We start from the raw sequence: 19,055 nt of genomic DNA, 5'->3' as shown, positions 1-19,055 counted from the left end.
TATTAGCCCTTTGTGGCGCCAAGGCCTCCACTGAACATACGAATGACGAGAAGCGAAACCACCATCATGATGCGCAGCCATTATTGCGGCCAACTGAACGAGAGCCTGGAAGGTCAGGAAATTACCCTTTGCGGATGGGTCCATCGTCGCCGCGACCACGGCGGGGTGATTTTCCTCGATATCCGTGACCGCGAAGGCATGGCCCAGGTTGTTTTCGACCCGGATCGCGCTGACAGCTTCGCCGCCGCCGATCGCGTGCGCAGCGAGTACGTGGTGCAGATCACCGGTAAGGTGCGTCCGCGTCCGGCAGGTGCGGTGAACGCCAACATGGCTTCCGGCGCCATCGAAGTGCTGGGTTACGAGCTGACCGTGCTCAACGAAGCTGAAACCCCGCCGTTCCCGCTCAACGAGTTCTCCGACGTTGGTGAGGAAACCCGCCTGCGTTATCGCTTCATCGACCTGCGTCGTCCGGAAATGGCCGAGAAGCTGCGTCTGCGCTCACGCATTACCACCAGCATCCGTCGTTTCCTCGATGAAAACGGCTTCCTCGACGTTGAGACGCCGATCCTCACCCGTGCCACCCCTGAGGGCGCGCGTGACTACCTGGTACCAAGCCGTACCCACGCCGGCAGCTTCTTCGCCCTGCCGCAGTCGCCACAGCTGTTCAAGCAATTGCTGATGGTTGCCGGTTTCGACCGTTACTACCAGATCGCCAAATGCTTCCGCGACGAAGACCTGCGTGCCGACCGTCAGCCGGAATTCACCCAGATCGACATTGAGACCAGCTTCCTCAATGAATCCGAGATCATGGGCCTGACCGAGAGCATGATCCGCAAGTTGTTCAAGGAAGTCCTGGACCTGGAGTTCGGTGAGTTCCCGCACATGACCTTCGAAGAAGCCATGCGCCGTTACGGTTCCGACAAGCCGGACCTGCGTAACCCGCTGGAACTGGTCGATGTTGCCGATCAGCTCAAAGACGTCGATTTCAAAGTCTTCAGTGGCCCGGCCAACGATCCGAAGTGCCGTGTTGCCGCCCTGCGTGTGCCGGGTGCTGGCAGCATGCCGCGCAGCCGTATCGACGAGTACACCAAGTTCGTCAGCATCTACGGTGCCAAAGGCCTGGCGTACATCAAGGTCAACGAGCGCGCCAAAGGCGTCGAAGGCCTGCAGTCGCCAATCGTCAAGAACATCCCTGAGGCCAACCTCAATGTGATCCTCGATCGCGTTGGTGCGGTCGATGGCGACATCGTGTTCTTCGGCGCCGACAAGGCCAAGATCGTCAGCGAGGCGCTGGGCGCCCTGCGTCTGAAGGTCGGTAACGACTTCAACCTGCTGACTTGCGAATGGGCACCGATGTGGGTTGTTGATTTCCCGATGTTCGAAGAGAACGACGACGGCAGCTTCACTGCGCTGCACCACCCGTTCACCGCGCCGAAGTGCAGCCCGGAAGAGCTGGAGGCCAACCCGGCCACCGCGCTGTCGCGTGCCTACGACATGGTCCTCAACGGTACCGAGCTGGGCGGCGGTTCGATCCGTATCCACCGCAAGGAAATGCAACAGGCAGTCTTCCGCCTGCTGGGTATCGAGGCGGCTGAGCAAGAAGAGAAGTTCGGCTTCCTGCTCGATGCCCTGAAGTTCGGTGCACCGCCACACGGTGGTCTGGCCTTCGGTCTGGATCGTCTGGTCATGCTGATGACCGGCGCCCAGTCGATTCGCGAAGTCATTGCCTTCCCGAAAACCCAGAGCGCCGCTTGCGTCATGACCCAGGCCCCAGGCCTGGTCGATGCCAAGGCCCTGCGTGAGTTGCATATCCGTCTGCGCGAACAGCCCAAGGCTGAGTAAGCAGACCCCGGGCGCATCCAAATGGATGCGCCTTTGCGTTGAGCAGTACGGAATTTATGGTTCCTGCCCTGTGTATGCCGGGCAGGGGCGTGGCATTGTTTCAAAGGATTCGGAGTCGTTATGGCTGGTCATTCCAAATGGGCAAACATCAAGCACCGCAAAGAGCGTCAGGATGCCAAGCGGGGCAAGATCTTCACCAAGTGGATTCGTGAACTGACCGTCGCCGCCAAACAAGGCGGCGGCGATCCGACCTCCAACCCGCGTCTGCGCCTGGCCCTGGACAAGGCCTTGGGTGCCAACATGAGTCGCGACATCATCGATCGGGCAGTTGCTCGTGGTGCTGGCGCGACTGAGGCTGACAACGTCGAAGAGCTCAGCTACGAAGGTTACGGCCCGGGCGGCGTGGCGATCATGGTTGAGGCCATGACCGACAACCGCAACCGTACCGCTGCTGCCGTTCGTCATGCCTTCAGCAAATGCGGTGGCAACCTCGGTACCGACGGTTCCGTGGCCTATCTGTTCGAGCGCAAGGGGCAGATCAGCTTTGCTGCGGGCGTCGATGAGGATGCGCTGATGGAAGCGGCGATGGAGGCCGACGCTGACGATGTGGTCGGCAATGAAGATGGCTCCTTTGATGTGTTCACCTCGTTTGCCAGTTTCTATGCCGTGCGTAACGCGCTGGAAGAAGCAGGCTTCAAGGCGGCGGACGCGGAAATCGTCATGCAGCCGACCACCAGTGCCGAACTGGATCTGGAGGGCGCGCAGAAGGTACTCAAGCTGATCGACATGCTTGAGGATCTGGACGACGTGCAGAACGTCTACTCCAATGCCGAGATTCCCGACGACGTCATGGAACAGCTCGGCTAGGCTTCAATGGCTGCTCCCGCCGGGTTTTGTTCAAGGCCGGATCTGCCTGCAGTTGCATAGCATCTGCAGGCCGGTCCGGTTTCTGTTTTTAGTACGGCGCGATCGTGCGTCATTGAGTATGTAGGCGTTATGACTCTGATTCTTGGCATCGACCCCGGATCGCGCATCACTGGATACGGTGTGGTGCGTCAGGGCGCGCGGGGTTGTGAGTATGTGGCCTCAGGGTGCATCCGAACCGGCAGTGGTGAATTGCCCGAGCGCTTGCAGATCGTGTTCCGCGGCGTGCGCGAAATCATCAAACAATACGGGCCGGTGACGATGGGCATTGAGCGGGTGTTCATGGCTCGCAACGCCGATTCGGCGCTGAAGTTGGGTCAGGCCCGCGGTGCGGCTATCGTCGCGGCCATCGAAGAAGGGCTGGAGATCGCCGAATACAGCGCTACCCAGGTCAAGCAAGCGGTTGCCGGTACTGGCGGGGCCAACAAGGAGCAAGTGCAGATGATGGTCATGCACCTGCTCAAGTTGACCCAGAAGCCGCAAATCGACGCGTCCGACGCCTTGGCCATCGCCCTGTGTCATGCCCATACCCGTTCCAGCTTGTTGCCTCACGGCCTGGGAGCGGCTCGCAGTCGTAGCGGGCGCTTGCGGCTCTGATAGCATCATGCGTTGAAACAAATTTTGACCGGGCAATGCCATCGGCCATTGCATTTGCTGTTAGGGTTGACCGGTTGTTTGCCGGCGCCCATGAGGAAGGATCGTAACGTGATTGGACGTTTGCGCGGCACACTGGCTGAAAAGCAGCCGCCGCACCTGATTGTTGATGTCAATGGCCTGGGCTATGAGCTTGAAGTGCCAATGACCACTCTGTACCGCCTGCCCAAGATCGGTGAGGCGGTAACCTTGCATACTCACCTGGTGGTCCGTGAGGATGCACATCTGCTCTATGGCTTCCATGAGAAGCGCGAGCGCGAGCTGTTTCGTGAGCTGATCCGGCTCAACGGCGTCGGTCCCAAACTGGCCCTGGCGTTGATGTCGGGCCTTGAGGTTGACGAACTGGTACGCTGCGTCCAGGCCCAGGACGCCTCGGCGCTGGTCAAGGTGCCGGGTGTCGGTAAAAAGACCGCCGAGCGCCTGCTGGTCGAACTCAAGGATCGATTCAAGGCCTGGGAAACCTCGCCAGCCATGTTCGCCCTGGTGCCCAACGGTCCGGCACCGATTGCCACGGTCTCCAGTGCTGAAGCCGATGCTGTCAGTGCCCTGATTTCCCTGGGTTACAAACCCCAGGAAGCCAGCAAGGCCGTGGCCGCCGTCGATGCCAAGGGCTTGAGCAGCGAAGAGCTGATCCGCCGCAGCCTGAAGGGAATGATCTAAGTGATTGAAGCCGACCGACTGATAGCCGCCAGCGGGCGTGACCGCGAAGAGGTCCAGGACCGGGCAATCCGTCCCCTGCGCCTGGCCGAGTACATCGGTCAGCCGGTGGTGCGCGAGCAGATGGCCCTGTTCATCCAGGCTGCCCGTGGGCGCAGCGAATCCCTGGATCACACCTTGATCTTCGGCCCGCCAGGGTTGGGCAAGACCACCCTGGCCAACATCATTGCCCAGGAAATGGGCGTTTCGATCAAAAGTACCTCGGGGCCTATTCTCGAGCGTCCCGGCGATCTGGCGGCGTTGCTGACCAATCTCGAACCCCACGATGTACTGTTTATCGACGAAATCCATCGCCTGTCACCGATCGTCGAAGAAGTGCTGTACCCGGCCATGGAAGACTTCCAGCTCGACATCATGATCGGTGAAGGGCCGGCGGCGCGCTCGATCAAGCTCGACCTGCCACCTTTTACCCTGGTGGGTGCTACCACCAGGGCTGGTATGCTGACCAACCCGTTGCGCGACCGTTTCGGTATCGTCCAGCGTCTGGAGTTCTACAACACCGAGGACCTGGCAACCATTGTCAGTCGTTCCGGTGGCATTCTGGGGTTGCCGATCGAAGACGAAGGTGCCTTCGAGATCGCTCGTCGTGCCCGTGGCACGCCGCGGATCGCCAATCGCCTGCTGCGCCGGGTACGGGATTATGCCGAAGTGCGTGGCAAGGGCCATATCACCAAGCCGATTGCCGACATGGCGTTGAACCTGCTTGATGTTGATGAGCGCGGCTTCGATCACCAGGACCGCCGTTTGCTGCTGACCATGATCGAGAAGTTCGATGGCGGCCCGGTCGGTGTCGACAGCCTGGCGGCGGCAATCAGTGAGGAGCGCCACACCATCGAAGACGTGCTTGAGCCCTATCTGATCCAGCAGGGCTATATCATGCGCACGCCACGGGGCAGGGTGGTGACCCGTCACGCCTATTTGCACTTCGGTCTGAATATCCCCGGTCGCCTTGGCGAGTCGGTCAATGGCGAAGGTTTTTCTGCCCAGACCGATGAATGACAGATTTATCTGCTGTTTTCGTGGTCCTATCGCCAGTCATGGAAGGACCACGCTGGCAATACGACATAAATGATGAAAAAACAGTTGCCGGGGCGGATTGGCAAGCTGAGGAGTAAGCACTAGAGTATGCGCGCGCAAAATGGGCTTGAGCCGTTCGCACACCGTTGTCGGGTCTACTACGAAGACACTGATGCGGGCGGCGTGGTGTATTACGTCAATTACCTGAAATTCATGGAGCGTGCCCGCACCGAGCGGTTACGCGCACTGGGCTTTGCCCAGTCGGCACTGGCGCAGGACAACCTGCTGTTCGTGGTCCACTCCAGCGAGGCGCGCTATCACGCGCCAGCACGGCTGGACGACGAATTGCGGGTTACCGCGCAAGTGCTTGAGTTGAACGGTGCCAGCCTGCGTTTCCTACAGCAGGTCTGGCGCGAAAAAGATGCAACGCTGCTCTGCGAGGGGCAGTTCCTGGTGGCCTGTGTGCGCGCCGACACTTTCAAACCCCGGGCCATCCCCCCAGCGCTGCGAGCGGCCTTTGCCGCGGCTGGCGATCCGGGTACTCATTCAAATGCAGGAGATTAAGCGTGGAAGCTAACGTCGTCGACCATACCTCCATGTGGAGCCTGGTCAGCAATGCCAGCATCGTGGTACAGCTGGTCATGCTGATTCTGGTTGCCGCATCGGTAACGTCATGGATCATGATTTTCCAGCGCAGCACCATGCTGCGCGCCGGTCGTCGAGCCCTGGACAGCTTCGAAGAGCGCTTCTGGTCGGGGATCGACCTGTCCAAGCTGTACCGTCAGGCGGGCAGCAATCCAGACCCGGATTCGGGTGTCGAGCAGGTTTTCCGTGCCGGCTTCAAGGAGTTTTCCCGTCTGCGCCAGCAGCCTGGTGTCGACCCTGACGCGGTCATGGAAGGCGTTGGCCGGGCCATGCGCGTTGCCATCTCGCGTGAAGAAGAAAAACTCGAGCAGAGCCTGCCGTTCCTGGCCACCGTCGGTTCCACCAGCCCGTACATCGGTCTGTTCGGTACCGTATGGGGCATCATGAACTCCTTCCGCGGCCTGGCCTCGGCGCAGCAAGCGACCCTGGCCACCGTGGCCCCGGGTATTGCCGAAGCGCTGATTGCTACCGCGATCGGCCTGTTTGCCGCCATTCCAGCGGTTATTGCCTACAACCGTTTCGCTGCCCGCAGTGAAGTCTTGATCGGCCGTTACTACACGTTCGCCGACGAGTTCCAGGCCATCCTGCACCGTAAAGTGCACACCAGCGAAGAGTGATCAGGTAAAAGCCCATGGCCCGAGTTCGCCACAAACGCAAGCCGGTCGCCGAGATGAACGTGGTGCCCTACATCGACGTGATGTTGGTACTGCTGGTCATTTTCATGGTGACCGCACCGATGCTCAACCAGGGCGTGAAAGTCGACCTGCCCAAGGTTTCCAGCGAAGCCTTGCCGCAGGACAACAACGTCCAGGTCCTGACCATTTCGATCAAGGCTGACAAGACCTACTTCTGGAACCTTGGCAGTGAAGTCGACACCGAAAAGCAGATGGACAAGGCTATGACCTTGCCGCAAATGACCGACGCCGTGACCAAGATCATCGCCGCCGGACGTGACCAGGGCAAACAGACCCAGGTCTTCATCCGTGGCGACAAATCGGTCGACTACGGCGCGGTCATGGGTGCCATGGGCGGGTTGCAGAAGGCAGGTGTCGGTAACGTTGGCCTGATTACCGAGGCGCCCTGATGCAACAGCGAGAGCCATCCGCCTCGGAAAGCTATTTCTGGCCCAGTGTCTGGGCCATTGCGCTGCACGTTCTGGTGTTCGGCATGCTGTTCGTCAGTTTTGCCATGACCCCGGAACTGCCGCCGGCCAAGCCTATTGTCCAGGCAACCCTGTACCAGCTGAAATCGAAAAGTCAGGCGACCACCCAGACCAATCAGAAGATTGCGGGTGAAGCGAAGAAAACCGCTTCGCGCCAGACCGAAGAAGAACAGATGGAGCAGAAGAAGGTCGAGCAGCAAGCAGTAAAAGCTGCGGAACAAAAGAAAGAAGAAGCTGCTCAAAAGGCGGAAGAAGCGCGCGCCGAAGCCGAGGCGAAGAAGTCCGAGGAAGCCAAGAAGGCTGACGAGGCAAAGAAAACCGCCGAAGCCAAGAAAGCCGAAGAGGCTAAAAAGGCTGCCGAGAAGCAACAGGCTGATATCGCCAAGAAGAAGGCCGAAGAGGAAGCCAAGAAAAAGGCTGACGAAGAGGCCAAGAAGCAGGCGGCTGAAGAGGCCAAGAAAAAAGCAGCCGAGGACGCCAAGAAAAAGGCGGCCGAGGATGCCAAGAAGAAAGCAGTGGCCGAAGAAGCGAAGAAAAAGGCTGCTGAAGACGCGAAGAAGAAAGCTGCAGCCGATGCAGCCAAGAAGAAGGCACAGGATGCAGCCCGCAAAGCGGCGGAAGACAAGAAAGCCCAGGCCCTGGCCGAGCTTCTGTCCGACACCACCGAGCGGCAACAGGCATTGGCAGACGAGCAGGGTGACCAGGTGGCCGGCGATTTCGACGACCTGATCCGTGCACGTGCGGCCGAGGGCTGGGCGCGTCCACCTTCTGCGCGCAAGAACATGACGGTGGTTCTGCAGATCGGCATGTTGCCGGATGGCACCATTACCTCGGTGAGCGTAGCCCGCTCCAGTGGCGATGGTCCGTTTGACAGCTCGGCAGTTGCCGCGGTCAAGAACATTGGTCGTTTAACCGAGATGCAGGGCTTGAAACCGAGCGAATTCAATCCCTATCGTTCATTCAAGATGACATTCACACCTGAGGATCTAGCCTTGTGATTAAACTTCTTCGAGGACTGCTGGTCGTTCTCTGCTGCGCAGCAGGGATGGCCGTGGCAGAAGAAAAGAACATTCTGGTCACCAGCGGAAGTGATCGTGCCACGCCTATCGCCGTCGTACCTTTCGGTGTGCAGGGCGGTAGCGTGTTGCCCGAGGACATGGCCGACATTATCGGTAATGACCTGCGCAACTCCGGTTATTACTCGCCGATCCCACGGCAGAACATGATCGGCCAGCCAAGCCAGGCCAGCGAAGTGATCTTCCGTGACTGGAAAGCCCTGGGTGCCCAGTACGTCATGGTCGGTAGCATCGTGCCAGCCGGCGGTCGCCTGCAGGTGCAGTACGCCCTGTTCAACGTCGCCACCGAGCAGCAAGTGCTGACCGGCAGCGTCTCCGGCGGCGTCGACCAGCTGCGTGACATGTCGCATTACATTGCCGACCAGTCGTTCGAGAAACTCACCGGCATCAAGGGTGCGTTCTCTACCCGTATGCTGTACGTAACGGCTGAGCGCTTTTCCACCAACAACACCCGCTACACCCTGCAGCGTTCGGACTATGACGGTGCCCGTGCAGTGACCCTGCTGCAATCGCGTGAGCCGATCCTGTCTCCACGTTTTGCCCCGGATGGCAAGCGCATTGCCTATGTGTCGTTCGAGCAGAAGCGTCCGCGCATCTTCGTTCAACACATCGACACTGGCCGTCGTGAGCAGATCACCAACTTCGAAGGCCTCAACGGTGCACCTGCCTGGTCGCCGGATGGTTCGCGCCTGGCATTCGTGCTGTCCAAGGACGGCAACCCTGACATCTATGTGATGAACATGGGCTCGCGCCAACTGTCGCGCGTTACTGCCGGTCCTGGTATCAACACCGAACCGTTCTGGGGTAAAGATGGCTCGACCATCTATTTCACTTCCGACCGTGGTGGCAAGCCTCAGATCTATAAAACCAATGTTTCTGGTGGTGGTGCCGAGCGTGTAACTTTTGTTGGTAACTACAACGCCAACCCTAAACTTTCGGCGGATGAAAAGACCCTGGTGATGATTCATCGTCAACAAGGTTTCACCAACTTCAAGGTGGCTGCACAAGATTTGCAACGCGGTAGTGTAAAGATTCTCTCAGAAACAAGTCTTGATGAGTCTCCTACTGTTGCGCCCAACGGCACCATGCTAATCTACGCCACCCGCCAGCAGGGCCGGGGAGTCTTGATGCTCGTCTCTCTCAACGGACGCGTGAGGCTCCCGCTTCCTACCGCTCAAGGCGAAGTCAGAGAACCGTCCTGGTCCCCTTACCTGAACTGACGCGGCGCTTTACGTTGTACTTAACACATTGGGGTTCATTAGGAGTTTCACGATGGAAATGCTGAAGTTTGGTAAGTTTGCTGCGCTGGCTCTGGCCATGGCCGTAGCTGTAGGTTGCTCTTCGAAAGGCGGCGACGACGCTGGTCAAGGCGCTGTTGACCCTAACGCTGGCTACGGTGCCAACACTGGCGCTGTTGACGGCAGCCTGAGCGAAGAAGCTGCTCTGCGCGCAATCACCACCTTCTACTTCGAATACGACAGCTCGGACCTGAAGCCAGAAGCCATGCGCGCTCTGGACGTTCATGCCAAGGACCTGAAAGGCAACGGCGCTCGCGTCGTGCTGGAAGGTAACACCGACGAGCGTGGTACTCGCGAATACAACATGGCTCTGGGCGAGCGTCGTGCGAAAGCCGTTCAACGCTACCTGGTACTGCAAGGCGTTTCTCCTGCCCAACTGGAACTGGTTTCCTACGGCGAAGAGCGTCCAGTTGCCACCGGCAACGACGAGCAGTCCTGGGCTCAAAACCGTCGCGTCGAACTGCGTAAGTAATTCGATATGCGAATGTGCCGTCGTGCTGTAACCGTCCTGGCGCTCAGCCTGCCCCTCGTGGCTTGGGCTGAGGTTCCTGTTGTTGATGACAACGCTGGCTATAGTGGCGCAAGCAGCTATCCGCCATCGGGTTATGGTACGAACGGCGCCTACGCCGGGGGAGGGGTTACGGCCCCTGCCTCGGCGCAGGGTCAGCTGTTCATGCAACTGCAGCAGATGCAGGATCAGCTGTCGCGTCAACAAGGCATCATCGAAGAGCTGCAAAACGATGTTGCGCGCATGAAACAGGAAAGCCTGGAGCGTTATCAGGACCTGGATCGGCGTATTGGAACCGGTGCTCCTGCCGAGGCTCCACAGAATTCTCCAGCCGGTGGCGAAGCCGCCGCCGGCGCCGCTGCAGGTGCTGCCGCCGCGCAACCACCAGCAGCCAGTGGCGAACCTGGCGATCCGGCCAAAGAGAAGCTCTATTACGACGCTGCTTTTGACCTGATCAAAGCCAAGGATTTCGACAAGGCCAGTCAGGCGTTCAACGCCTTCCTGCGCAAATACCCCAACAGTCAGTACGCCGGCAATGCCCAGTACTGGCTGGGTGAGGTGAACCTGGCCAAAGGTGACCTGCAAGCCGCAGGGCAAGCCTTCGCCAAGGTCAGCCAGCTGTATCCCAAGCACAACAAAGTGCCGGATTCGTTGTACAAGCTGGCCGACGTAGAACGCCGCCTGGGTCACACCGACCGGGTCAAAGGCATTCTGCAGCAAGTGATTACCCAGTACCCGGGTACCTCTGCTGCACAACTGGCCCAGCGCGACCTGCAGAAGCTCTAAGTCAGCTGTTTCAAAAGAAACCCGCGCCAGTCGCGGGTTTTTTCGTTAGAGGGATGGTGCACAAACTCCTTGCCGAATAATGGCGCAGGCCCCATTCTGCGGGCCTTTCAGCCCTGGGTTGACTGGGGCACAACAGCCATTTAGAGGGCCATTCCACCTGGGCGCATGCCCGGTGCACGTGACCCGCTGCCAGGAGTTGCGCCATGTCGGATCATCTGATGAAACGAGACGGACGGTTCATCTACCGCCGCCGCTTCCCTGTGGAAGTTGCCAGCATTGTGGGCCGAACCGAGTTCCGAAAGGCCCTCGGCACCAGCGACCGTAAGGAGGCATTACAGCTTGCCCGAGTGGTGTCCGTGGACTTCGACCGTACCTGTGCCGAAGCAATGGGCCATACCGCATCGGCAGGCAGTGCGGGAGGGCAACCGGCCCCTGGCGCACCTTCTCAGAGGGTGACGGCAGACGCGATCCTAGAGCGCCTACAGGCTGTTGTAGAACAGGCTACCCGGTCGGTCATTGAGGCGGTTGAGCCAAGCCAGCGGTTGACTCCTACCTGGGCTGCCGAACTGGAATGGCGAAAGGAGGCTTGGCTAGCTGTTTCAAAGGGCCAGCATCCAGATGCAACTAAATACAGCCCTCTGGAAGCGATGGCTGTATACCGGTCCTTGGAGGCGTTGGGACGTGGGGAGATACCTGCGCTGGGCCAAGCCACCAACACCCAGGGCGTGCCTGCTTTGGCGCCTGCTGCGCCTGTTTCAGAGCAACCTGCGTCTACAATTCCTGCACAACGGGCGCGGCATGGGCAGACCACGGCCGACGAGTTTCAGCGAACCTTGGACAAATACCTGGCCCAGGCTACGCCTCGACGTGGTCAGCAGGTTCAGACGCTGTGCCGGGACGCCCTTCGATGGCCAGCCACCCCAGCGGAGCAAGTGCAAAGCATCCTCGACTATGGCCAGCGGCGCCTTGCCGAGGGCATGAAAGCGTCGTCTCTTAATACCAGCACCAATGCAATTCTGGCTGTGCTTCGCTGCATGCCGGGTTGGGAGGGGATCAAACTGCCCAAGCTGGACGCCACTGCCAAGACCATTCGTTCCGGCGCTGGTGCCAGGAAGGAGGCCCGCCAGCCGATCCCTGTGGCGATGCTCCGTGCGTGTATCCAGAACATGTGCAATACCGCACCGGAAGCCGACTGCGCAGCGCTGCTCATCCTGGCTCGATACGGTTTGCGCCCGTCCGAGTTGTTGAGAGAGGGGCCGGGAGCATTGGTGGTGCGAGAGGACATCATGGGCGGCAAGGAGCTGGTGTTCCAGGCGGGGCTGTCCGGCAGGAAGACCGACGCTAGCCGCCGTGACCTACCCGTGCATGAGGATGATGCTCGGCTATTCAGGCTGGTATTGGCCGAGAGGGGAGAGCCAGCCGACCCGGGTCGTAGGACGGAGCAGCGGGTACGCCGGTTGCATGACCTACTTGGCCGTCGTTTGCCTGCTGGTTACACCTTGTACGGTGTCCGGCACACCGTGGCTGACCTGATGCGTCATGCTGGGGCCACTGAGCAGCAGGCCGGGGCAATCCTTGGGCACGTTGGGAAACAGAGCATGACCAGCATCTACGGTGGCAAGTCGGCTTTGACTGCTCAACGGGAACTGCTGGGCAAGGTGCGCCAGTTGCTTGAAAGTCCTCCGGCCTAAATTCGTTGCAATCGTGCGCGGCGGGAGTCTGACCCGATCAAGGCCAAACTCCCCCGTAGGGCATGTATAGCAAGGGTTTTGACAGCGCTATGCGCCATAAGCCCTCGCCGCTACTTGGCGCGGAGTCGTTTGAACTCATCGTCTCCGACGACCGGGGCGGTAGGGCCTTGCCCCTTGAGCAAGCTGATGGAGTGCTCGCAATCGGTTAGGTTGTGGTAGCTCTCAGAGCTAACGGCGATGGTCTTTGAGTTCTTTGCTACAAACTTCCAGCGCCATTCCTTTGCTGCATCCTTGTAAACATAGAAGTACGCAACCTCGGCCATCAGTGACTCTCCATTTGCGGATAGGAGTGGTGACGCTAGCAATTAGATGTGGCACCTGTCTACTGACGCTAGTCAATGGCGAGCGTTTAACAAGCCCTTGACGAACGACAACAGATTGTTATGCTCGACCCCAAGCCACCCAGCAAGGAGTCAGCAGCATGCAAGTCGTCGCCTATTACCGAGTATCGACCGAGAAGCAAGGGCGCTCTGGGCTGGGGCTGGAGGCTCAGCGGGAGTACATCCAGACCGCCGCGCAGCAGGCAGGGTGGGAAGTGGTAGCCGAGTATACCGAGGCAGGTGTCAGCGGCACCGTGCATCCCCTGGAGCGCCCGGAGGGGGCCAAGGCGTTTGGTCACGGTCTGCCGGTGGTGGTGGCCAAGCTGGACCGCCTGAGCCGCGACGTAGAGCATATCTCTGGGATGATGAAGCGGGCTGAGTTCCGTGTCGCCACCATGCCCAACGCAGATACCTTGCAACTCCATCTCTACGCGGCCCTAGCCGAGCAAGAGCGCACGTTTATCAGTCAGCGTACCAAGGCCGCTCTGGCGTCCCTCAAGGCACGTGCCGAGGGCGGAGATACAGAGGCGCTGGCGAAAGTCGAACGACGCTCAAAGGGGCGCGCAGTAGGGCAGGTAGCGGGACAGGCCGCTGCTGTGGATGCAGTAAAGGCGAAGGCGGACCGTTGGGCCGATAGCATGGCCTCACATATCAAGGCCGGGATGTTCGATGGCTGCCGGACGCTGGCTGCTATGGCCTCGTGGCTCAACGATCAAGGGCATCGGACTGCGCGTGGCGCATCGTTCAACCCGATGCAGGTGAAGCGGCTGTTAGAGCGTCAGGGCATTGCCTTCCCCTGATCTAGCCTGGCTCTGCACTCCCGGCCTGATCTGTGCTGGCTCCGCGCCGAGAGCCGTTCCAGGCCTTGTCTGGGCTACCTGCCCGCCAGCCCTTGCGCCATGGGTCTTTGGCTATTCCTGGAGAACTGTCACATACAATAGCAGCAGGGATATCCACCTGGCTTTGCTGCTGGTTCTGTCCGGTACCTACGTGTTCACGGCGTCTGCCACCCTAAGTGGGCGCCGTGCTTTTTACCCTCAGCACTGAACATCATCGCTGTCCGCCCGGCCATGCAACGGTCTGGGCATACGAACCCACCTTTGGCGATATCTGAGATACCGAACGGCACTCGTCGTCTTCTTGGATAGGTTCGATAGCAGCATCTTTGTATCCCACGCCACGCAAGGCGTTCCCCTTTTTTAATAACGTGACTTGTATCCTGATAAGGAGGATTCACCGTGTCCGATCTTTACAAGCGGCGTGGCCGCAAGCCATTGGCTGCTGCCCGCATTGTCGAGGTAATGCGACGTTTGCAGTACCAGAATGCACCGGTTACGACCGCTGTCTTGCGCAAGCATCTACCCGACCTCCCAGCGTCCAGCCTCCTGCGCGCTGTGCAATGGCTACGCGATGAGGCCGGTCTTCTGGTCCGAAATATCAGTGGAACCAACGTGCGTGAATACCTGCTAGGCACGCAGCATCGTACCTGGGCAATCAACCTGTCGTCCGAGCAGGTTCGCCAGTCGGCCCGCGCCGAGACGACTCTGCTGATCGTGCTCCAAGGCGCCCGGCGGGGTAAGCCCTGATGGCCCGACCTCGCAAAATAAATCTCGACCGGCTCGGCCTGGAGCTACTGGCAGCGACTATCGACGGCACCCAACAGCGTTACAAGGACGCGAAGGAGCAGGGCTACCCTGTCGATGCCGCGACCATTAGCGCCTCGGTCTCCCTGCTCAAGCTCATAGAGGCCGCGAAGGCAGCCCGTGAGGGTGACAGTGCCAACGAGCTGGCCAAGCTGCGTGCAGAGTTTGACGCTAAGCGACAGCCCCTCGCCAAATCTGCAACCTCTGCACTCCCGATTCAAACCGATCCCGCCGACCGCACAGCGCTTCTTGCTGAGTACGGCCTAGCCGACCCCGCAACCTGATACCGACGGCCTGGAGCTTTCGACCGGAGGAACCATGACCACTAATCTCGAACGACTAAAACAGCAAGGCCAAGCTGCTGCCGAAGTAACCGCCTCTACCGAGCGCCCGCCCTTCGACCGCGTCGCTGTCCTAATGCAAGTGATCCGCCAGAATCCCAACCTCCGAGGCGCGGAGATGGATCGACTTGTCGACCAGCTAGAGGCGGACTACAACCGCACCGGCACGACTCCGAAGAACGCTCAGGCTGTAGTGCGTCGGCATCACGGCAAGGTGAAGGCTCTGCACCGCGAGCTGTCCCAAGAGCTGCACGCTATTGGCTACTGTGGACGCTATGCAACCGCCGGGGAGGTGCTGGATCTGATGACCGAAGCGCACGACCGGGCATTGGATGCTGCGCGTCCTTCCGCCCGTGCCATCTTGCGCCAGCAGGTAGGTGAGCACTGGCACGACATAGCCAAGCGCCTGCGTTCTGAGGGTGCCACCTATGGAGCTATAGCCAAGGCTATTGGCCAGGGGCGTAGCGCAGTGTCGAACTACCTACTGAGGAACGCATGAGAATTCTTTAGGGTACGTAGTACTTATAGAAATTAGGTGTGTTTCAGGTGTACACGCGTGTACACCCCCGTGTACACCTTCCCTAGATTGTTCGTTATCTGACCAGTCTTGCAAGCCCGCCCCCAGGGCCTTGTAGTCGCTCAGGCGCGAACCTAGCAAACCCATGCCCAAGCCTTCCCAATGCGCCTCTATTGGCGTAGGCGAAGCCGTGGGCGGCATCCAAGGAGAACCAACATGACTGCCCGTTATTCCCACATCGTCAAGGACAATCCAGCCACCGCGCTGACCCTGGATCACAACGCTCTGGCGGTCGTACTGCGCATGATGTCCCACGACAAGGTGCGCGGCTTGACCCTGACCAAACGCCTAAAGTGGATTGCCCACGTCCAGCGCGACGGGGTGCTTTACCAAAAAGAATTCCCGTTCGGTGAGAAGGCTCAGGCACTGGCGTGGTTGCTCTGCACCCGAGCCCAGTTACAGGCCACCGGCAAAGATGGTGATCGCCGAGGCAAGTGGAAGCGCTCGCCAGTCGAGGCAGTGGCATGATCCCGGCCAGCAATACAGGGGGCATCCACGAGCTGATTGGCATGATTCAGTCGGTGCAGGAAACGCCTGAGACCGAGGCTGCCAGGGCGGAGGCTATGGCCCGGCGACAACGTGGCCTGACTCATGCCGACCTTACCGAACTCTCAATGCAGGCGTATCAGTTTCGCCAAGCCCGAGAGGCGCAGCAGGCCGTCCAATCACAGGCAGCTATCAGCAGCGGCACAGTCGAGCAGTTCACCGCTGAGGTGATCGCAGGCGGCAATGCCGCAGCCACTCGCCGCCAGCGTCCAGGCTCCTCTCTCGGCATCAATACCTGACTGGCTGCATTCACGACCTCGATCCAAACCAATTACATGAACACGCACCGGAGAACACAAATGTCTAAGATCAATAAGCAAGTTATCAACGCAATCGTATCGCCGCGCACCCAAGCCCTGTTAGGCGCCCTGCGCACCGCCATTACCCTGGGCCGCCTCGACGTGCCGGAACTCACCGCGCCCGCTGTCCCCCAGAACTACGCCGATGTGAAAGCCGGGCTGAGCCGTATGGCTGAGCGCTTCATTGACCCGGCCCGAGCCGAGGGCAAGCGCACTGGCGCTGATGATGTAGCGCGGGAGCTGGGCTCTGTACTTGCCCAGGCCGCACGATCCGGCATGCCACTGGCCGACCTTCCCTCGGCCATTCAGTACGACGATGAGGCGAGGCAGTACCGGGGGCAGCAGGCCGAGTACCTGCGCTCCAGCGATGCCCACGCTGCCCGCCAGGCTGAGGCGATCCAGACCTGGCTGGCCGACCTGCTGGCGGTTCTGCATGTGCGCGGCGTGTTGGGCGCTGACGTGGTGCGGGATGCCGCTGGCGCCGGTAACAAGACTATGGCCGCAACCGCGCTGGACCTCGTAGCCCGCGAGAAACTGAACACCGCCGGTGCCGCCGACCTGCCTGTCATGGCCGCTGGCCGGGGCCTGATGGTGCTTCTTGCCGCTGGCGTTGATCCCGCTGAACTGGTACTGACTGACCTTGAGGTGCTGGTGGCGCTGGCGGGTAGTGAGATCATTCCAGCCACTCTGCCTGGCGCTGGCCTATCGGCTGCTGACCTGTCATTCCGGGCTGGTGCGTCTCTGGTGAAGTTAAGTACCCGTGGCGCTGTCCTTTACCGTGAGGCCGATGCTCAAGGTGGCCGTGTAGTCCTGCCGCACAGTGTGCTGGTTGCCGTGAGCCAAGCCGCATTGGAGCAGTTACAGGCGGAAGTAGGCGAGCGCCTGGCCCGTACACCTCACCGATTCCAGGAGGCGGCGGTGGGCAATAGCTCTCTGGACCGGAGCCGCCGCGTCTTGCACGGCGGTGGTCTGGGCGGCTTCGCGGCGACTATTGGTTAACTGTTGGATGGCCCGCCTGCACGGCCTTGGCCTCTATGGTTGCTGGAATGGCCTTTCTAAGAACCGGCTCGAATCCTTGGCATCCAGGTATTGCCCGCGTGTCGAGAAGTAGCCCCCGGCGATGGCTTTAACTTCCCAGTCCTCCAGGTTACGACCTGCCAACTGCTCGGCATAGTAGACCCCGCACACGGCTTGCTGGCGTACGGCAATATCGCCATTGCGCGTGTATTGCCAGCGAGCCAAGAGGAAGCCGATACCGCCCCACAACAATACCTGCCACTGCTCCATGGGAATCTCCTCTTAATGGTGCTGGCAGTTTGATATGTGAATGCAGATTTCGCCAATCCGACTTGGCCTACATGTACCGTTCTAGTGGGGCACAAGCCCTGTGCACCGGACGTGACGCAACGAACCGACAAACGGCTCAAACCCAGTAAAATCAAGGCTTCTGGACTAATTGCCCGGTTCTTCGTTAGAATCTTTGCCCTTTTATTGAAATACGCTGCTGAGAACTACGCGATGACGGGTTTTCAGCGGTGCCTGACGGAGGCGGACAGCCTGTTTAGCTGTTACGCCCGTGGCGACTATGCAAGACACATTACGTATTACCGAAGTTTTTTACTCTTTGCAGGGTGAAACGCGTACCGCTGGCTTGCCCACGGTTTTCGTTCGTCTCACCGGCTGCCCATTGCGCTGTCAGTATTGCGACAGTGAGTACGCGTTCAGCGGCGGCAGCATTCGCACCCTCGATTCGATCCTTGAGCAGGTCGCAGGCTTCCGGCCGCGTTATGTCTGCGTCACCGGTGGTGAGCCGCTGGCCCAGCCCAATGCCATTCCACTGCTCAAGCAGCTCTGCGATGCAGGCTACGATGTTTCCCTCGAGACCAGTGGCGCACTGGATATCTCCAAGGTGGATAGCCGTGTCAGTCGGGTGGTTGACCTGAAAACCCCCGGCTCTGAAGAAGTGCACCGTAACCGCTACGAGAACATTGAACTGCTGACTCAGAACGATCAGATCAAGTTCGTCATCTGTTCGCGTGAAGACTACGACTGGGCGGTGTCCAAACTCATTCAGTACGGTCTTGAGCAACGTGCGGGCGAAGTACTGTTTTCGCCGAGTCATCATCAGGTGAGTGCCACGGACCTCGCCGACTGGATCGTGGCCGATAATTTGCCGGTTCGTTTTCAGATGCAGTTGCACAAGCTGCTCTGGAACGACGAGCCAGGACGCTGACAGGAGTGAATGCAATGACTGAAAAACGTGCGGTTATCCTGCTTTCCGGTGGCCTTGATTCGGCTACTGTGGTGGCGATGGCCAAAGATGAAGGCTACAAGTGCTACACCATGAGCTTCGACTACGGCCAGCGTCATCGTGCCGAACTGAACGCCGCTGCGCGGGTAGCCCGTGACCTGGGTGTGGTCGAACACAAGGTTATCGGCCTGAACCTGGACGGTATCGGCGGTTCGGCCCTGACCGACAGCAGCATCGATGTGCCAGAGGTGCCGAGTGAGGGTATCCCGGTCACTTACGTGCCTGCGCGCAATACGGTGTTCCTGTCCCTGGCGTTGGGCTGGGCTGAGGTGCTGGAAGCGCGGGATATCTTCATCGGCGTCAATGCCGTGGACTATTCCGGTTATCCTGATTGCCGCCCGGAGTTCGTCGAGGCGTTCGAGCGCATGGCCAACCTGGCTACCAAGGCCGGTGTCGAAGGGCAGGGCTTCCGCATCCAGGCGCCACTGCAGAACCTGAGCAAGGCGCAGATCGTGCAGGCCGGTATGGCCCGCGGGGTGGACTACAGCCTGACGGTTTCCTGTTATCAGGCCGACGATGAAGGCCGGGCGTGCGGCAAATGCGACAGCTGCCGCCTGCGTGCCGACGGCTTCAAAGTGGCAGGCGTTGCAGACCCAACACGATATTTTTAAAATATTTTGCGATGGGGTGTTGATTTC

24 protein-coding genes and 1 pseudogene are annotated in these 19,055 nt (G+C 59.7%); 23 read left to right on the top strand and 2 right to left on the bottom strand.

From position 1 onward, the window contains the following. Positions 1-66: 66 nt before the first annotated feature. The 14 genes and pseudogenes from aspS to ACO6VD_RS03365 all read left to right on the top strand — a co-directional run bounded on the left by aspS (position 67) and on the right by ACO6VD_RS03365 (position 12,320). Positions 67-1,842 (top strand): aspartate--tRNA ligase, encoded by a 1,776-nt coding sequence (gene aspS / locus ACO6VD_RS03430; RefSeq protein ID WP_400170495.1) that lies wholly within the window; start codon positions 67-69, stop codon positions 1,840-1,842. Between the two features lie 120 nt (positions 1,843-1,962). After that, positions 1,963-2,709 carry a YebC/PmpR family DNA-binding transcriptional regulator gene (locus ACO6VD_RS03425; RefSeq protein ID WP_422417047.1) on the top strand — a complete coding sequence of 249 codons (747 nt, stop codon included), beginning with the start codon at positions 1,963-1,965 and terminating at the stop codon, positions 2,707-2,709. Positions 2,710-2,838: 129 nt separating this feature from the next. Next, on the top strand, positions 2,839-3,363 hold the full coding sequence (gene ruvC, locus ACO6VD_RS03420) for a crossover junction endodeoxyribonuclease RuvC (RefSeq protein ID WP_422417046.1): 525 nt from the start codon (positions 2,839-2,841) through the stop codon (positions 3,361-3,363). Positions 3,364-3,471: 108 nt separating this feature from the next. Then, on the top strand, positions 3,472-4,080 hold the full coding sequence (gene ruvA, locus ACO6VD_RS03415) for a Holliday junction branch migration protein RuvA (protein ID WP_422417045.1): 609 nt from the start codon (positions 3,472-3,474) through the stop codon (positions 4,078-4,080). Continuing rightward, a complete protein-coding gene (ruvB, locus tag ACO6VD_RS03410; RefSeq protein ID WP_422417044.1) occupies positions 4,081-5,136 on the top strand; it encodes a Holliday junction branch migration DNA helicase RuvB in 1,056 nt (351 codons plus the stop codon). It begins immediately after the preceding gene. 126 nt (positions 5,137-5,262) lie between these two features. Continuing rightward, positions 5,263-5,718 carry a tol-pal system-associated acyl-CoA thioesterase gene (gene ybgC / locus ACO6VD_RS03405; protein ID WP_422417043.1) on the top strand — a complete coding sequence of 152 codons (456 nt, stop codon included), beginning with the start codon at positions 5,263-5,265 and terminating at the stop codon, positions 5,716-5,718. A gap of 2 nt (positions 5,719-5,720) precedes the next feature. Next, positions 5,721-6,416: a protein TolQ gene (gene tolQ, locus ACO6VD_RS03400; protein WP_010223192.1), complete on the top strand. Its 696-nt coding sequence runs from the start codon at positions 5,721-5,723 to the stop codon at positions 6,414-6,416. Between the two features lie 14 nt (positions 6,417-6,430). Next, positions 6,431-6,883 (top strand): protein TolR, encoded by a 453-nt coding sequence (gene tolR, locus ACO6VD_RS03395; protein ID WP_028943072.1) that lies wholly within the window; start codon positions 6,431-6,433, stop codon positions 6,881-6,883. Then, on the top strand, positions 6,883-7,959 hold the full coding sequence (tolA, locus tag ACO6VD_RS03390) for a cell envelope integrity protein TolA (RefSeq protein ID WP_400173291.1): 1,077 nt from the start codon (positions 6,883-6,885) through the stop codon (positions 7,957-7,959). The genes tolR and tolA overlap by 1 nt, the downstream gene beginning before the upstream one ends. Positions 7,960-8,006: 47 nt before the next feature. After that, positions 8,007-9,257 (top strand): Tol-Pal system beta propeller repeat protein TolB, encoded by a 1,251-nt coding sequence (tolB, locus tag ACO6VD_RS03385; protein WP_400173309.1) that lies wholly within the window; start codon positions 8,007-8,009, stop codon positions 9,255-9,257. Between the two features lie 52 nt (positions 9,258-9,309). Continuing rightward, the gene (gene pal, locus ACO6VD_RS03380; protein ID WP_028943075.1) at positions 9,310-9,807 is read left to right on the top strand and encodes a peptidoglycan-associated lipoprotein Pal; all 498 of its coding nucleotides are present in this window, start codon (positions 9,310-9,312) and stop codon (positions 9,805-9,807) included. A 6-nt stretch (positions 9,808-9,813) separates the two neighbouring features. Beyond that, positions 9,814-10,629, top strand: a complete 816-nt coding sequence (ybgF, locus tag ACO6VD_RS03375) for a tol-pal system protein YbgF (protein WP_422417041.1) — start codon at positions 9,814-9,816, stop codon at positions 10,627-10,629. Between the two features lie 203 nt (positions 10,630-10,832). Further along, positions 10,833-11,000, top strand: a pseudogene (locus tag ACO6VD_RS03370) (DUF6538 domain-containing protein); the annotation flags it as partial. A gap of 462 nt (positions 11,001-11,462) precedes the next feature. Further along, complete coding sequence (locus tag ACO6VD_RS03365; protein ID WP_422417062.1) at positions 11,463-12,320, top strand: hypothetical protein; 858 nt, start codon at positions 11,463-11,465, stop codon at positions 12,318-12,320. A 110-nt stretch (positions 12,321-12,430) separates the two neighbouring features. Here the strand turns inward: ACO6VD_RS03365 and ACO6VD_RS03360 are convergent, their stop codons facing one another. After that, positions 12,431-12,643 (bottom strand): YegP family protein, encoded by a 213-nt coding sequence (locus ACO6VD_RS03360; RefSeq protein ID WP_422417040.1) that lies wholly within the window; start codon positions 12,641-12,643, stop codon positions 12,431-12,433. Positions 12,644-12,801: 158 nt separating this feature from the next. Between ACO6VD_RS03360 and ACO6VD_RS03355 the strand changes: the two genes are divergently transcribed. The 7 genes from ACO6VD_RS03355 to ACO6VD_RS03325 all read left to right on the top strand — a co-directional run bounded on the left by ACO6VD_RS03355 (position 12,802) and on the right by ACO6VD_RS03325 (position 17,105). Beyond that, entirely contained in the window at positions 12,802-13,500 is a 699-nt protein-coding gene (locus ACO6VD_RS03355; RefSeq protein ID WP_422417039.1) for a recombinase family protein, read from the top strand. Between the two features lie 438 nt (positions 13,501-13,938). After that, complete coding sequence (locus tag ACO6VD_RS03350; protein WP_422417038.1) at positions 13,939-14,286, top strand: hypothetical protein; 348 nt, start codon at positions 13,939-13,941, stop codon at positions 14,284-14,286. Then, a complete protein-coding gene (locus tag ACO6VD_RS03345) occupies positions 14,286-14,627 on the top strand; it encodes a hypothetical protein (RefSeq protein ID WP_422417037.1) in 342 nt (113 codons plus the stop codon). The genes ACO6VD_RS03350 and ACO6VD_RS03345 overlap by 1 nt, the downstream gene beginning before the upstream one ends. 175 nt (positions 14,628-14,802) lie before the next feature. Further along, positions 14,803-15,183 carry a hypothetical protein gene (locus tag ACO6VD_RS03340; protein WP_422417036.1) on the top strand — a complete coding sequence of 127 codons (381 nt, stop codon included), beginning with the start codon at positions 14,803-14,805 and terminating at the stop codon, positions 15,181-15,183. 234 nt (positions 15,184-15,417) lie between these two features. Next, positions 15,418-15,729 (top strand): hypothetical protein, encoded by a 312-nt coding sequence (locus tag ACO6VD_RS03335; RefSeq protein ID WP_422417034.1) that lies wholly within the window; start codon positions 15,418-15,420, stop codon positions 15,727-15,729. Positions 15,730-15,770: 41 nt separating this feature from the next. Continuing rightward, complete coding sequence (locus tag ACO6VD_RS03330; RefSeq protein WP_422417033.1) at positions 15,771-16,046, top strand: hypothetical protein; 276 nt, start codon at positions 15,771-15,773, stop codon at positions 16,044-16,046. 60 nt (positions 16,047-16,106) lie between these two features. Next, positions 16,107-17,105, top strand: coding sequence for a hypothetical protein (locus ACO6VD_RS03325; RefSeq protein WP_422417031.1), 999 nt, complete (start codon positions 16,107-16,109; stop codon positions 17,103-17,105). A 33-nt stretch (positions 17,106-17,138) separates the two neighbouring features. Here the strand turns inward: ACO6VD_RS03325 and ACO6VD_RS03320 are convergent, their stop codons facing one another. Further along, positions 17,139-17,393 carry a hypothetical protein gene (locus ACO6VD_RS03320; protein WP_422417030.1) on the bottom strand — a complete coding sequence of 85 codons (255 nt, stop codon included), beginning with the start codon at positions 17,391-17,393 and terminating at the stop codon, positions 17,139-17,141. A 298-nt stretch (positions 17,394-17,691) separates the two neighbouring features. Here ACO6VD_RS03320 and queE point away from each other — a divergent pair, with 298 nt between their 5' ends. Both queE and queC read left to right on the top strand, forming a co-directional pair. Next, positions 17,692-18,339, top strand: a complete 648-nt coding sequence (gene queE / locus ACO6VD_RS03315; RefSeq protein ID WP_422417029.1) for a 7-carboxy-7-deazaguanine synthase QueE — start codon at positions 17,692-17,694, stop codon at positions 18,337-18,339. 14 nt (positions 18,340-18,353) lie between these two features. After that, positions 18,354-19,028, top strand: a complete 675-nt coding sequence (gene queC / locus ACO6VD_RS03310) for a 7-cyano-7-deazaguanine synthase QueC (RefSeq protein ID WP_422417027.1) — start codon at positions 18,354-18,356, stop codon at positions 19,026-19,028. Positions 19,029-19,055: the final 27 nt, after the last annotated feature.

Origin of the sequence: Pseudomonas sp. GZD-222 (genome assembly GCF_049310525.1) — a bacterium.
Lineage (GTDB): Bacteria > Pseudomonadota > Gammaproteobacteria > Pseudomonadales > Pseudomonadaceae > Aquipseudomonas.
The sequence above is the reverse complement of the archived record's forward strand: the minus strand, read 5'-3'. Positions and strand labels throughout refer to the sequence as shown.

Bases quoted from the DNA above. Each gene is read 5' to 3' on its own strand.
- aspS (WP_400170495.1), top strand. From the start codon at position 67: ATGATGCGCAGCCATTATTGCGGCCAACTGAACGAGAGCCTGGAAGGT.
- ACO6VD_RS03425 (WP_422417047.1), top strand. From the start codon at position 1,963: ATGGCTGGTCATTCCAAATGGGCAAACATCAAGCACCGCAAAGAGCGT.
- ruvC (WP_422417046.1), top strand. From the start codon at position 2,839: ATGACTCTGATTCTTGGCATCGACCCCGGATCGCGCATCACTGGATAC.
- ybgC (WP_422417043.1), top strand. From the start codon at position 5,263: ATGCGCGCGCAAAATGGGCTTGAGCCGTTCGCACACCGTTGTCGGGTC.
- tolR (WP_028943072.1), top strand. From the start codon at position 6,431: ATGGCCCGAGTTCGCCACAAACGCAAGCCGGTCGCCGAGATGAACGTG.
- tolA (WP_400173291.1), top strand. From the start codon at position 6,883: ATGCAACAGCGAGAGCCATCCGCCTCGGAAAGCTATTTCTGGCCCAGT.
- tolB (WP_400173309.1), top strand. From the start codon at position 8,007: ATGGCCGTGGCAGAAGAAAAGAACATTCTGGTCACCAGCGGAAGTGAT.
- pal (WP_028943075.1), top strand. From the start codon at position 9,310: ATGGAAATGCTGAAGTTTGGTAAGTTTGCTGCGCTGGCTCTGGCCATG.
- ybgF (WP_422417041.1), top strand. From the start codon at position 9,814: ATGCGAATGTGCCGTCGTGCTGTAACCGTCCTGGCGCTCAGCCTGCCC.
- ACO6VD_RS03360 (WP_422417040.1), bottom strand. From the start codon at position 12,643: ATGGCCGAGGTTGCGTACTTCTATGTTTACAAGGATGCAGCAAAGGAA.
- ACO6VD_RS03355 (WP_422417039.1), top strand. From the start codon at position 12,802: ATGCAAGTCGTCGCCTATTACCGAGTATCGACCGAGAAGCAAGGGCGC.
- ACO6VD_RS03345 (WP_422417037.1), top strand. From the start codon at position 14,286: ATGGCCCGACCTCGCAAAATAAATCTCGACCGGCTCGGCCTGGAGCTA.
- ACO6VD_RS03340 (WP_422417036.1), top strand. From the start codon at position 14,803: ATGGATCGACTTGTCGACCAGCTAGAGGCGGACTACAACCGCACCGGC.
- ACO6VD_RS03335 (WP_422417034.1), top strand. From the start codon at position 15,418: ATGACTGCCCGTTATTCCCACATCGTCAAGGACAATCCAGCCACCGCG.
- ACO6VD_RS03330 (WP_422417033.1), top strand. From the start codon at position 15,771: ATGATTCAGTCGGTGCAGGAAACGCCTGAGACCGAGGCTGCCAGGGCG.
- ACO6VD_RS03325 (WP_422417031.1), top strand. From the start codon at position 16,107: ATGTCTAAGATCAATAAGCAAGTTATCAACGCAATCGTATCGCCGCGC.
- ACO6VD_RS03320 (WP_422417030.1), bottom strand. From the start codon at position 17,393: ATGGAGCAGTGGCAGGTATTGTTGTGGGGCGGTATCGGCTTCCTCTTG.
- queE (WP_422417029.1), top strand. From the start codon at position 17,692: ATGCAAGACACATTACGTATTACCGAAGTTTTTTACTCTTTGCAGGGT.
- queC (WP_422417027.1), top strand. From the start codon at position 18,354: ATGACTGAAAAACGTGCGGTTATCCTGCTTTCCGGTGGCCTTGATTCG.